At 37.0% G+C, this 13,091-nt stretch carries 10 protein-coding genes and 1 pseudogene; 3 read left to right on the forward strand and 8 right to left on the reverse strand.

Features of this window, described 5'->3' with window-relative positions; genetic code table 11:
* Position 1 precedes the first annotated feature (1 nt).
* The 4 genes from NRL14_RS02530 to NRL14_RS02545 form a co-directional block, all read right to left on the reverse strand.
* On the reverse strand, positions 2-379 hold the full coding sequence (locus NRL14_RS02530) for a DUF3192 domain-containing protein (RefSeq protein WP_007376313.1): 378 nt from the start codon (positions 377-379) through the stop codon (positions 2-4).
* 69 nt (positions 380-448) lie between these two features.
* Complete coding sequence (gene xni / locus NRL14_RS02535) at positions 449-1,222, reverse strand: flap endonuclease Xni (RefSeq protein WP_306723913.1); 774 nt, start codon at positions 1,220-1,222, stop codon at positions 449-451.
* A 10-nt stretch (positions 1,223-1,232) separates the two neighbouring features.
* Positions 1,233-2,576: a nucleotide 5'-monophosphate nucleosidase PpnN gene (gene ppnN, locus NRL14_RS02540; RefSeq protein ID WP_007376311.1), complete on the reverse strand. Its 1,344-nt coding sequence runs from the start codon at positions 2,574-2,576 to the stop codon at positions 1,233-1,235.
* Positions 2,577-2,651: 75 nt separating this feature from the next.
* Positions 2,652-4,187 carry a GGDEF domain-containing protein gene (locus NRL14_RS02545; protein ID WP_306723914.1) on the reverse strand — a complete coding sequence of 512 codons (1,536 nt, stop codon included), beginning with the start codon at positions 4,185-4,187 and terminating at the stop codon, positions 2,652-2,654.
* A 204-nt stretch (positions 4,188-4,391) separates the two neighbouring features.
* On the opposite strand from NRL14_RS02545, the gene NRL14_RS02550 reads away from it, so the two are divergent.
* Positions 4,392-6,179 carry a M61 family metallopeptidase gene (locus NRL14_RS02550; protein ID WP_306723915.1) on the forward strand — a complete coding sequence of 596 codons (1,788 nt, stop codon included), beginning with the start codon at positions 4,392-4,394 and terminating at the stop codon, positions 6,177-6,179.
* A 310-nt stretch (positions 6,180-6,489) separates the two neighbouring features.
* Entirely contained in the window at positions 6,490-8,661 is a 2,172-nt protein-coding gene (locus NRL14_RS02555; RefSeq protein ID WP_306723916.1) for a S46 family peptidase, read from the forward strand.
* 132 nt (positions 8,662-8,793) lie between these two features.
* Here the strand turns inward: NRL14_RS02555 and NRL14_RS02560 are convergent, their stop codons facing one another.
* Both NRL14_RS02560 and NRL14_RS02565 read right to left on the reverse strand, forming a co-directional pair.
* The gene (locus NRL14_RS02560) at positions 8,794-9,585 is read right to left on the reverse strand and encodes an FRG domain-containing protein (RefSeq protein WP_306723917.1); all 792 of its coding nucleotides are present in this window, start codon (positions 9,583-9,585) and stop codon (positions 8,794-8,796) included.
* Positions 9,586-9,630: 45 nt separating this feature from the next.
* On the reverse strand, positions 9,631-10,509 hold the full coding sequence (locus NRL14_RS02565) for a GTP pyrophosphokinase family protein (protein ID WP_306724044.1): 879 nt from the start codon (positions 10,507-10,509) through the stop codon (positions 9,631-9,633).
* 521 nt (positions 10,510-11,030) lie between these two features.
* Here NRL14_RS02565 and NRL14_RS02570 point away from each other — a divergent pair.
* The gene (locus tag NRL14_RS02570) at positions 11,031-12,302 is read left to right on the forward strand and encodes an O-acetylhomoserine aminocarboxypropyltransferase/cysteine synthase family protein (protein WP_306723918.1); all 1,272 of its coding nucleotides are present in this window, start codon (positions 11,031-11,033) and stop codon (positions 12,300-12,302) included.
* 41 nt (positions 12,303-12,343) lie between these two features.
* Here the strand turns inward: NRL14_RS02570 and NRL14_RS02575 are convergent, their stop codons facing one another.
* Together NRL14_RS02575 and NRL14_RS02580 are read right to left on the reverse strand one after the other, a co-directional pair.
* Positions 12,344-12,535, reverse strand: coding sequence for a DUF1289 domain-containing protein (locus NRL14_RS02575; protein ID WP_149592920.1), 192 nt, complete (start codon positions 12,533-12,535; stop codon positions 12,344-12,346).
* A 1-nt stretch (position 12,536) separates the two neighbouring features.
* Positions 12,537-13,091: pseudogene (locus NRL14_RS02580) on the reverse strand (hypothetical protein).

Below are 13,091 nucleotides of genomic sequence, written 5' to 3' on the forward strand. Positions count from 1 at the left end.
TTTAATCCTGATATTTTTTATAAGCACTAGGCCCCCACAAAATAAGTTGACCATTTTTAAATAACAGTCCGGTACATTCATCTATGGTTGTTATGCCATCGGACGTTTTATGTTGCGTGCGATAAAAAATGATTTGAAGTACTTCATCACTATTGCGTTTTGCAAAAGTAAGATCTGGGCTGCCTAAGTAGTCAAGTACACTATTAATAGTAGTAGGCTGCTCTAGTGAAAGCTTTTCGATATAACGTTTATTAAATGCTTCGCGGTCTTGCCAAATCATCGCTTGGGGGTCATCTTTATAAAAAGTGATCACCAATGTTGCTATTAGCGCATATAGCCCTAAACCTAGAATTAAATACCTAAAAAACTTTTTCAACATTATTTACTCTGGTCACAGAATCTAATAATAGTATACGTATTGTAATTAGCACACGCTATAAACATGCGACTAACTAAGCCTTAATTGCTTTAAACTAAAACCCAAGTTTATATCCGTGCGTAAACTAACCAGTTGTTTTGAGATTACATACATATCCATATTTGCTTCTAGCTTTTTATGAATACTTGGGCTTAGTAATTTATCTTCTAGCGCTTGCTCAACAGTATTATAATTATTAATAAGTTGTTGAGCCGACTTTATCCCTATGCCTTTTACGCCTGGAATATCATTGGCTTTATCACCAGCGAGTGCCCAAAAGTCTACTAACCTACTTTGTTGAACTCCAAAACGTTCTTTTATACTGTGCTCATCAAGATATTGCTTTTTAAAGTAATCATAAATAGTTATGTATTGACCTAAATGAGGTAAGAAACCTTTGTCAGTAGATACAATTGTGTTGCTTACATTATTCGTTGCAGCTTTGCACGCAAGGGTGGTAATAATGTCGTCAGCTTCGTCATTAATAGGTTCAAATACTACAATACCTGTTTCTTCAATGGCTGTTTTGAAATGTATTAATGCATCTTTCAAAATTTGTGGCATTGGCGAGCGTGAATGTTTGTAATTTTTATAGAAATGGTAACGCCAACTTCTGTCACCATCAAACACAGCAATAGCATGGGTGGCGTTGGTAGTGTTTAGTAGTTTTTTGCATGCATGAGCTACTCTAGCACAACATGCTTCGACCATTTGATCATCACTGTGGTGTTTTTGGTTTACGTCAACCGCGTAAATGCGCCTAATTAGATTAAGCGCATCTATAAGAAGTAAATGTGGTTTCAAATTATAAAACTCATGCTTTTATTTCATAACATGGAGTGTACTTACTACCAGGGAGTTTCATACGTCCTTGGTCAACAAATGCCTGAAGCAGTTTATCCATATCTTTCATCAAAGCGGGCTCACCGCTTAAAATATAACGGCCATTTTGTTTAATCGCTTTTATACCTTCGTCTTTTACATTGCCGGCAACAATTCCTGAAAATGCTCGTCGTAAATTAGCTGCTAATAACTGTTTTGGTTGATTAAGGTGTAAATCAAGACCAGCCATATTTTCATGGGTTGGTGCAAAAGGTTGCTGAAAATCGTTATCAATCTTTAGCGTCCAGTTAAAGTAATACGCATCACCTTCGCTTTTACGATAATTGCGTACATCAGTCATTGCTGACTTTAATGTTTGTCCAACTAATTTAGGGTCATCAATAATTACTTCAAATTTGTTGAGCGCTTCTTTACCTAATGTCATTTCAACAAATTCGCACAGTTCTTTAAAATAAGCTTCGCTTTCTTTTGGGCCCGTTAAAATCACAGGCATGCATTGTTTGGCGTTGTCAGGATGTAACAATATACCTAATAAATACAAAAGCTCTTCTGCGGTGCCAGCTCCACCAGGAAAAATAATTATAGCGTGAGCGGTGCGTATAAATGCCTCTAAACGCTTTTCTATATCAGGTAAAATTACCAGCTCATTTACAATTGGGTTCGGTGGTTCAGCAGCAATAATACTTGGTTCAGTCAAGCCTAAGTAACGATTATCTTTAATGCGTTGTTTCGCGTGGCCAATGGTGGCTCCTTTCATAGGGCCTTTCATTGCGCCAGGTCCACAGCCTGTGCAAATATTTAAACCGCGTAAGCCTAATTCGTATCCCACTTGCTTAGTATATTTGTATTCAACTTCATTAATAGAATGTCCGCCCCAACAAACTACCATGCTAGGTTCGCTATTTACGCGCAATGCATCGGCATTTCTTAGCATGTCAAACACCATATGAGTAATGGCTTTTTGTTCTTTAAGATTTTTTTCGTATTTTTGACATATAAATAAAATATCGCGGATAACAGAGAAAATATGTTCGTGAATACCGGTGATGATCTCACCATCTACAAAAGCAGTTAAGGGTGGATTTTCAAGCTCAATTTTAATCCCGCGTTCACGGCTCAATAGGCGTATATCAAAATCTTGATATTTATCATAAATTTCGTTGCTGGCGTCCGTATGACTCCCCACGTTTAGCACAGCAAGTGCACAATTTCTAAATAGTTTATAGCGCTCGCTAGTGGATGATTGTTCTAATAAATCAACTTCTAGTTGTGACAATAAATCTAAAACCCCAGTTGGGTTTAATTGTATTAGCATCGGCGTTCTCCTTGCTATTCTTTTATGTAAATTACCACTTCGTGATATCTTTTATTTAAAATAAAAAATATGACATTATTTACTTATACAAAGACGATCCCGACCTGTATTTTTCGCTTCATAAAGAGCATCATCTGCTCGGTCAAAAGCGATTATAGGTGTATCGCCTTTCTTTAACTGAGTAACACCTAGAGAAATAGTTATTTCAATTTGTTTATCTTTAAATTTAAAAGGAATACTTTTAATTATCTTCCTCAGTTTATCAAGAGGGGCCGTAGCATTTATGAGCGAAGTACTAGGCATAAGTAAAACAAACTCTTCACCGCCATAACGGGCAATAAAATCTGATTTTCTAACAGATTTTTGTAGTGCTTTGGCTATAACTTGTAGTGTTATATCCCCAGCAGTATGACCAAATCTATCATTAATGGATTTAAAATGGTCAACATCAATCACCGCAAGAGTGACATCCGATGACTGAACATTAAATAGGTGTATTTCATGGTTGTAACGTTCATCAAATGCAGCACGATTAGGCAGTTTTGTTAAACTATCCAATAGACTTTTAAAACGTTGTTCATTTAAGCGTTTTTTATATTTTGTTAGTTTGCTTTCAAGGCTACCAATACGACCATTAATTTCATCAAAGCTAGAAACCAGCATTTCTCTGTCAGTGCGTTCGAGTTTTTCTTTTGCAATAAAGTCTTCACTAAGCGATTTTAATTCGTTATCAACCAACTCTTTTAAAGATGATATAGAAGTTGCATTTTGCGTTTGCACATTAAGATTCTTAATTTTACTTTCAATGCTTTTATTTAAAACATCAAACTCAATTCCCATCGATTTTGAGTGTTTACTTGTTGATACAATCGAATGGTGTAAATCTTCAAGTGTTTGGTTTAAAGAAGATAAAAAGCTTTGTGCCGATTTACGCTCTTTATTAATATTCTTTACAATAACACTAATTATATTAATAGAAGCCTTTAACAGTGCATCTAACGTGTCGCTTTCTGTAATACAATTTTTTATGTATTTAATTTCTTCAGTTGCTTCGTCTTCCAACACTAATTCGTTAGCTAATTTTAGTAATTTTTGTGCAAGTTCAGGTGTTGCAGTACATTCATCATCAGACGCGGCTTCTAGTTTGAGACTTAATGTTTGATGATAAAAAGAAATTAGTTGGTCAAGTAAAGGTATAAAATCATGGGTAGAGTGCACTTGATTAATTTCGTGATCTAATAAATGGCGAAGTGTTCTACGTGTATCCTCTGGTAACCCTTTTGTTTTTTGCAGTTGTTTACCAGCACTCTGTACGCTGTTATACAAATCTCGTTGTTGGGAGAGTTGTACTGATTCTTGGTTTTTTAATAAAACAATTGTTTCACTTATCAATGGCGATAGATCTTCAAAGCTGACACCTTTAATGAGTGCAGCCCTGAACTTAGCAAGCCTATTGTCTAATTCAGTATCAAGTCCTTTACAACTCAATGATAATTTAGCTGAGAAATCAGAAAGAGTGTCCACCTGATATTTACGCGCGTCTTCAACAGCCATTCGGGCGTCAATTGCTTGTTTTAGTTTCTTATCTGTAGCGTTAGATTTATCAGACACCTAAGCTTACCGCCATCGTATTAGTTATATTATCTTCAGTTTACAACAAATTTTTGTTATGTGTAGTTATCTAACTAAAAACTTAGTAATTTTAGTAAGCTAATGCGTATAAACTCATGTACAAGACTCTTTATCGTATTTAATTCACATTTAAATCCGAGCTTGTTAATCTAGCTAGTAATTAAGTTTCTATTAAGAGTTTTTATGAAAAAGTTATTAGCTTTATCGATTGTAGCTGCATGTTCTACTTCAGCTTTTGCTGATGTAAATTACGAATTAAAAATATCTGAACCACAGCATCATTTGGGTAATGTAAGTGTTGAATTTCCAAAATCAGCACAATCTCATATCGATGTAAAACTTCCTGCTTGGCGTACAGGCCGATACGAAATTTTAAACTTAGCCAATGGCGTACGTTACTTCAATGCAAAAGATGAAGATGGCAAAGAGTTAACGTGGGAAAAAGTTGACCATAGTACATGGCGTGTACATCTTAATAAGCCAACAGAAGTTAATGTTGATTATCAAGTGTATGCAAATGAACTAGGCAAACGCGCCCGTCATATTGACGACAGCCATGCATTTATTGATGCATCAGGTTTTTTTATGTTTAGCGAGTCGTTTCGTCAAGAGCCAGTAACAGTCAATTTAGATATACCTAAAAAATGGCGTTCTGTATCAGGTATGGATAATTTAGAAGGTAAAAATTCATTCAAAGCAGCTAACTACGATGTGCTTGTTGATTCGCCAATCGAAACAGGTATAAATCAATTACACACATTTGAAGTAGATGACCGGGAATATGGCTTAGTTGTATGGGGCGATGGTAACTACGATGTAGATTTAATGCTTACAGATCTGAAAAAGCTAGTAGCGACAGGTAATGTAATTTGGGATGGCTATCCGTATGAGCGTTATGTATTTATGGTACATGCAACGTCGGGAGCGGGTGGTGCAACTGAGCATTTAAACTCTACTATTATACAACGCCCACGCGATCGATTTGGTAGCCGAGAAGATTACTTAGGTTTTATAAGCACAGCCGCACACGAATTTATTCATACATGGAATGTAAAAGCATACCGCCCACAGGGTTTAGTGCCGTACGATTACACGAATATGAATTACTCTAAACTACTTTGGATCGCAGAAGGTTCAACAAGTTACTTTGAAGATCATTTATTAGTGCGCTCAGGCATTCAAACAACAGATGAATTTTTTAAAGTAATGAGTAAAACAATTAATCGTCATTTACAAACACCGGGCCGTGAAGTGCAAAGCGCAAGCGAAACAAGTTTTGATAAATGGATTAATCAAGGTGGCGATCACGCACGTAATTACAGTACCAATATTTATTCAGAAGGTTCGTTACTTTCACTCGCTTTAGATATCGACTTACTAGAAAAAAGCCAAGGTACAATAAGCTACCGCGATGTGCACAAAGCACTTTATAACAATCATAAAATGCCAGCAGGGTTTACAGACGTAGATGTGCTTAACATTTTAAAAGATTTAACAGGGCGTGATTACTCAAGCTGGTGGCAAGAAAATGTAGAATCGCCTGCAAGTATCAACTTTGATGAGTTACTTGCTAAAGTGGGCTTAAAATATGAACGACCAGAAAAAGCAAAAGCGCTTGCGAGTATTGACGCCACCGCTAAAAATACCGGTGAGTTACTAACACTAAGTTACGTTCGTCGTGGCGGAAGTGCATGGGAAGCGGGTTTAACTACCAATGATAAAATTGTTGCTATAAATAAGCATCATGTAGGTAAAGATTTAAAAACGAGCCTAGAAACATTTAAAGCAGGCGAGAAAGTAACCGTTGACTATATTCGTCGCGATGCTCTTGATAGCTTAACATTAGTATTATCAGAAGATTTTGATAAACCTAAAAAAGTAGTTGCTAATAAAGACGCTACGCTTGAACAAAAAACGCTATTTAAAGCGTGGATCGGTGTAGAACACCCTGCAGATGTAAAAAAAGACTAAAAGTGATTTATACCAACCTGCATAAATACTTGAACAATTTAACGAATTAAATTTCACTATAACGTCGTTAAAAATTTTTTATTTAGAACAACTAGATACAAAAATTTTTGCCTAGTTCTAGCGTGATTTTCTTAACGTTAAATAGATTTCATATATAAGCAGATTGGTATTAAATCTAGTTTAAATACATTAATTTAAAGTAAGGGAGTGTGTGCTCCCTTTACTTTGTCATTTATCCATCTTAGTAATGGCTCAATTATTTAATAAGTAAATCGGTTACTATCGAACAAACAATAAAAAGGATTCTATAATGCGTTTAAAACCTCTTGTAGCTACATTAGCAGCCACATTTTCTTTATCACTTTCAAGTAGTGCCATAGCCGACGAAGGCATGTGGCAACCACACCAACTTCCAGAGTTAGAATCAATTTTAAAAGCCAAAGGGCTTGAAATTGATGTTGAATCTATTTCTAAATTGACCGAATTCCCAATGAATGCAGTAATTAGCCTGGGCGGTTGTACAGCATCGTTTGTATCGCCAAAAGGCTTAGTGGTTACAAATCATCACTGTGTTTATGGCTCTGTTCAGTACAATTCAACGCCTGAGAACAATATTTTAGAAAATGGCTTTTTAGCTAAAAGTCCTGCTGAGGATTTACCAGCAGCCCCAGGGTCACGTGTATACGTCACAGAAACAGTTACTAATGTGACTGGCAAAGTTAATAAAGGTATCGAAAAACTAAGCGCTAAAGCACGCTACGACGCAATAGTAAAAAACGAAAAAGCCCTAGTAGCCCAGTGTGAAGCGGACGAAAGCTATCGTTGTAACGTGTATTCGTTTCATGGTGGTTTAGAGTTTTACCTAATTAAGTCACTTGAAATTAAAGACGTACGTTTATCTTACGCACCAGCTATGGGCGTAGGTAAATACGGTGGCGATATAGATAACTGGATGTGGCCGCGCCACACAGGCGACTTTGGTTTTTACCGCGCTTATGTAGGCAAAGATGGAAAACCTGCAGAGTACAGTGAAGATAACGTACCTTACGTACCTGACTCTTACCTAAAAGTAAGTGCCAAAGGCGTGCAAGAAGGCGACTTTGTAATGGTTACAGGCTACCCAGGGCGTACTAACCGATACCGCATTGCAACAGAGGTAGATAACGTATTTAACGACAGCTACCCTAAAGCACGTGTTCATAATTCAAAATACGTGTCGCTTATTGAAGAAAACTCAGAAGACGGCAGTAAAGCTCGTATTGCTTACGAAAGCACCATTGCAGGTTATAACAACTATATTAAAAACTATGGTTCGATGATCGAAAGCTTTAAAAAAGGCACTATGCTTGAGCGCAAAAAACAGTTTGAACAAGACTTAACACAATGGATCAATAGTGATGGTGAGCGTAAAGAACAATACGGAAGCGTATTAGGTGAGCTATCTGAGCTAATTGCGCAATCACAAGAGCACAGTGAACGCGACCGAATGTTAGGTTATGTACATCGCTCACAAATGATCAGCACAGCACGACGTTTATACCGCTTAGCTTACGAAAAACAACAGCCAAATAGCGAACGTGAATCTGGTTATCAAGAACGTGACTTACCTCGCATTAAAGCAGGGCTTGAGCGTATGACGCGCCGTTATGATAGCAAAGTAGACAAAGCTATTTTACTGCACTTTTTAGAACTGTATGCAGCACTTCCAAAAGAAGAGCGTTTTAGCGACGTTGATAACGTATTTAAAGTACAAAATGGGTTTGATAAAGCAACCCAAAGCGCGTTACTTGATAGTATGTATGAACAGTCAAGACTCGATAATGCCACTGTTCGTAATTCATTATTTGAGCAATCGTTTAGCCAACTAAATCAAAGCCAAGACCCATTTGTGCAGTACGCTAAAGCAATCTTTAAAGTAATGAAAGCACAGGAAGATAAATCAAAAGCACTTGCAGGTAAATTACAAGCAGCTCGCCCAGAGCTAATGAGCGCAATAATTGCGTTTAACAAAGCTAAAAACAAACCTGTATACGCCGATGCCAACAGCACACTACGTGTAACCTATGGCACCGTAGGCGGCTATTCACCTCAAGATGGCTTGGTAGCAACGCCGTTTACATCGCTTGAAGGGTTACTCGCTAAAAACACCGATGTTGACCCATTTAATGCACCTAAAAAGTTACAAGAGCAAATTAAAGCCAAGCTTTATGGTGATTACACGGGTGGCATGAATACAGTACCCGTTAACTTTTTATCAAATGTAGACACTACCGGTGGTAACTCAGGTTCGCCAACGCTTAACGGTAAAGCAGAGCTTGTAGGCTTACTGTTCGACGGTGTTTACGAAAGTATTATTGGTGACTGGGATTACAACCCTGAGCTTAATCGCTCAATCCATGTTGATTCACGCTACATGCTGTGGGTAATGGATAAAGTAGATAATGCACAAAACTTGTTAGACGAAATGACAATCGTAAAATAAGTAATTGGTGAGATAAGAGAAGGGCGCTTACCGTAAAGGAAGCGCCTTTTTTATTGATGTTGGATTCGCTTATTTATGACTGCTAAGTGCCAGAAGCGGACGGTCATAGCCTTAGTCAGTTGTTAAGTGCAATTAGTAAGTTTGAATATTTAAATGCATATTACAATATTGGCTAGCTCCACTTAAGTCAGGGAACAGTGTTGAATGATTTATATTCATCCTGTTTAAGTACTTGAGACAATCGTGGATGTTTTTATTCGGAATTATAAATTTTGCTAGTTCAATAAAATTGCCTGAATCTTTAGTTTCATACGTTTTAATCCATCTTTCTATATCCATATTATTAGGAGAACGTGTGAATAGTCCTCGTTGGCTTACTAGCCTCTCATTTTCATCACTAAAAGGTCTGATTATTTTAGTTGTTGGCTTTCGCTTGTTAATGAAGTCAATAGACTCATCATTTTTAATTACTTTACTTCTTTTTTCAATGGCAGAAGATGCTAATGCATAAACAGCAAAAGCATCCGAAGTGCTATTTAAAGCGGTATGAGCAGCAAAGTATAAAGCTACAAATGGCGATTCTGTCCAGTCTAATAATGGAGTAGCTAATCCATGGTGCTGTCCTAGTGCCCACCAATCATTTTCACTAATTAATTTCGAAGGATTTTTCCCTCTTCGCCCTCTAGTTTCAAATTTAAACTTATTTAAGAGTAGTTCCCTTTTGATTGATTCAGGTTCTTTAATGATGCGATCAAGTGTAGGTTCTAATTTCCATTTACTATCTCCATGACCACGAAAGAAGTAGTTTGTAGCATTTAACAATTCTTGGTTGATAAAGTCAGAAAAATATTTCCAAGATGTAAGCTGAAATTCAACAATAGTGGAAGATATATTTTTTCTTACCCACCTAGGTTTCCTACCCATTTAATTACTCCATAGTTATATTGGAATTACAATTTGTACAGCTTGTTAGCCATCATTTTCAGAAAGCCAATTTTCAAAAGTCTCTTTAGAAACATTGGTCAAGAATGAAGAATATTTTTCTTTATTATTAAGGTACAAGCAGTGTCTGATAATGGTAAAAGGGTTTAGGCTTTCTTTAGAATCACCTTGGCTCTCAAAATATGCCTGATACTGCTTAACTTTCGCTATTGTTGCTTTCATATATTCATTGAAATCAGTTCGAGTGATCTCAGGTTCTATAGACACAATTTCTTCAGTAAATCCATCGACTTTAAAATCTTCGAATTCATAATCGTTAAAGAAGTGTTTTGCTATTTTCAAGAAACCGAAAGCATTTAAATGACCATTTTTAGGTCGTTTCGTTGGCCCAACTTGACCTTCGCTAAGCATATGCGTATCTTCAGACTCTTCACTTTCGGCTTTTTCAATTTCAGCTACTGTAGCAAGCCTTATCTCTTTAAATTCTCTGTCTGCAAGTTCGAACAATGCAGCAAGCGTATTTATTCTTCTTTTTAAGAAGTTTGGAATACTCTTTTTGTACTTTATTTTATGATCCAGAACACTCCATGAGTCTTGAATAATAGTTCTTATTTGTATTTCAAAGTTAAAGCCTACGAAAGCTTTGTATTCAGGCATTTCAGTTCTAGTTTCACCAAGTTTTAAATCTAAGTGTAAACCTTTATAACCAAATGAATCTTCAGTGCTTTCGACTTGTGAAATTTTATTAGTTTCATCAATTACTGAAAAGTGTTGAGAAAGGACTTCTTTAATTTTATCAATATCATCTTCATACAAGCAGACAACTCTTAGACCTATTAGATCAGTAATATGATCTTTTATTTCATACTCCGTCTTTGACTCCTCTAATTTTTTGCGGTATTTGATATTGAATTTTTTGACACATTCTTCTTTATCTTTAACTCGACCTTCGAAATATAAATATTTTCAGAATGCGTTAGCAATGCATCTATTAATGTCCTAAATGAGTCAGTAGCACCTTCAAGAAGCTTGATATTGTTTGAATAATACTCTCTAAATTGATTCTTTTCTTTTTCAAAATCCAAAGATGCCATTTGTACTCCTTGATGGCTAACAACTTTATCAGAGGACACCTTCCCCTTTTAGTGTGAAAAGTCCTTTTTTGTGAACTTACATTAATAGCAAACAGTTTAGGTTATTGCTAGCTATAAATATTATCCTTTCTGATATTAATATGAAAATGTAAAAAATGGGCAGGTGTCTTTTTATTCTTAATAAATTAATGACTACTCACCTCAATGACCGCTTATCGCTCTTATCCGCCTTTAACTTAAATCAAACCTCCTCAACACCCTTAAATATATTTCATGTGCATTTTATAACCAAGAAGTGCTAGGTTAGTGGTAAATTAATTGAAGGAAATAATTATGAAATTAGAGTCATTAGCACTGCACCACGGTTACGAATCTGAGCCTACGAGCAAATCGGCAGCCGTGCCTATCTATCACACTTCTTCTTATACATTTGATAACACGCAGCATGGCGCTGATTTATTCGATTTAAAAGTACCTGGAAATATTTACACCCGCATAATGAACCCAACCAATGCCGTACTTGAACAACGTATTGCTGCGATGGAAGGGGGTATTGGTGGGCTGGCTGTTGCCTCTGGGATGGCTGCTATTACGTATGCTATTCAATGTTTGTGTGAAGTCGGTACTAATATTGTAAGCACCAGCCAAGTATATGGTGGCACGTATAACTTATTTGCACATACCTTACCTAGGCAAGGTATTGAAGCACGCATGATTAAAGCCGATGACTTTACCGCGTTCGAGAATGCAATTGACGAGAACACCCGCGCTGTTTTTTGTGAATCTATTGGTAATCCGGCAGGTAATATTGTTGATATTGAACGTTTAGCACGTATTGCACACAGCAAAGGTGTGCCGCTTATTGTTGATAATACCGTGGCTACGCCGTATTTATGCCGCCCATTTGAGCTGGGCGCTGATATAGTGGTTCACTCACTGACAAAGTATATAAACGGGCACGGTACTGCCATTGGCGGCATGATTGTCGACTCAGGTAAATTTGATTGGAAAGCAAATGCCACGCGTTTTGCAATGATGAACGAGCCCGATCCGTCGTATCACAATGTGGTTTATACCGAAGCTTTTGCTGAAGCTGCATTTATTGGTCGCTGCAGAGTAGTGCCACTTAGAAATACCGGTGCAGCGCTTGCCCCTAAAAACGCATCTGACATTTTAATCGGCCTTGAAACCTTAGGCTTAAGAATGGATCGCCACTGCGAAAATGCACAGCACTTGGCTGAGTATTTAGAAAATCATCCAAAAGTGCTTTGGGTTAATTACGCAGGGCTTAAATCAAGCCCGTATAACGAAATGAGTCAAAAAATTACTAGTGGTAAAGCATCGGGTATTTTAAGCTTTGGTATTGCTGGTGGCCTAGAAGTAGGTACTCGTTTTATTGATGCGCTAAACATGATTTTACGCTTAGTTAATATTGGCGATGCCAAGTCGCTTGCGTGCCATCCTGCATCAACCACACACCGCCAATTAAATGATGAAGAGCTTGCTAATGCGGGCGTAAGTCGCGATTTAATTCGTTTGTCAGTCGGTATTGAAAACATTGCTGACATAATTGCCGATGTGAGCCAAGCGCTCGATAAAGCTTAACGTTAATTTATAGCCTCGGGATATAGAGGCTTTTAGCTTCATTACGCTTTTGAGATATCGGCTCGTGGTGTTTCTAAAATCGCTTTTTTTTCATCTTCAGATAATATTATCCAATCAAAAATTTCTTCGTTGGTACGTCCGCATCCGGTGCAGTAACCGCTGCGCCTTTCGCATATTCCTAGGCAATCAGTTTTAAATTTAGACGGTTTTTTGTTTTGATTTAATTGGCGCATATTAAAGTCCTAACGGTGGTGCAATTTCAAAGCGAGTAGTAAATCCTCTACCTTCTTGATTAGTTGAAAGTGTAATCACTGGGGTCTTAGTATCAAGTACAAAGGTGCTGTAAATTGAACTTGCTGTTTCTTTTTGGCTTTCAAACCAACCTGTTTTGGTTAAGCATAGGCGTAATTGCTTAGCCAGTTTTTGATGAGACTTTACGGTTTGCGTTTGTGTATTAACAGGTGTTTGGCATTGGTAGCTTGCTTGCTCTGACTTATTTAAAGTAACTGTACAGTTTGCTCCAATCATATGAGAATTAGTACGCCATTGATTAGTAAACTGGTTATTTACTTTATCTGTTTTTATTGAATTAAAACCAGACTAAAAACCATTTATTAGGTTATTAATGGTGCTGCATTCATCGGGTATTACTGTGGTTTTTACAGACTGCTTCGTTGTAGTAGTGGTTGCTGTAGTTGTAGTCTGATTAGTTTTGCTGGTACAGCCCGCTAAAATAAATGCGACAACTAAAACAAATGCGACGAAGGAAGGAGTAATATAGTTTTTCAT

Source organism: Pseudoalteromonas sp. 20-92 (assembly GCF_030847595.1).
GTDB classification, from domain to species: domain Bacteria; phylum Pseudomonadota; class Gammaproteobacteria; order Enterobacterales; family Alteromonadaceae; genus Pseudoalteromonas; species Pseudoalteromonas fuliginea.

What these genes read in the sequence shown, in the direction of transcription:
- NRL14_RS02530 (WP_007376313.1), bottom strand. Translation starts at nt 379, where the DNA reads ATGTTGAAAAAGTTTTTTAGGTATTTAATTCTAGGTTTAGGGCTATAT.
- ppnN (WP_007376311.1), bottom strand. Translation starts at nt 2,576, where the DNA reads ATGCTAATACAATTAAACCCAACTGGGGTTTTAGATTTATTGTCACAA.
- NRL14_RS02550 (WP_306723915.1), top strand. Translation starts at nt 4,392, where the DNA reads ATGAAAAAGTTATTAGCTTTATCGATTGTAGCTGCATGTTCTACTTCA.
- NRL14_RS02555 (WP_306723916.1), top strand. Translation starts at nt 6,490, where the DNA reads ATGCGTTTAAAACCTCTTGTAGCTACATTAGCAGCCACATTTTCTTTA.
- NRL14_RS02560 (WP_306723917.1), bottom strand. Translation starts at nt 9,585, where the DNA reads ATGGGTAGGAAACCTAGGTGGGTAAGAAAAAATATATCTTCCACTATT.
- NRL14_RS02570 (WP_306723918.1), top strand. Translation starts at nt 11,031, where the DNA reads ATGAAATTAGAGTCATTAGCACTGCACCACGGTTACGAATCTGAGCCT.
- NRL14_RS02575 (WP_149592920.1), bottom strand. Translation starts at nt 12,535, where the DNA reads ATGCGCCAATTAAATCAAAACAAAAAACCGTCTAAATTTAAAACTGAT.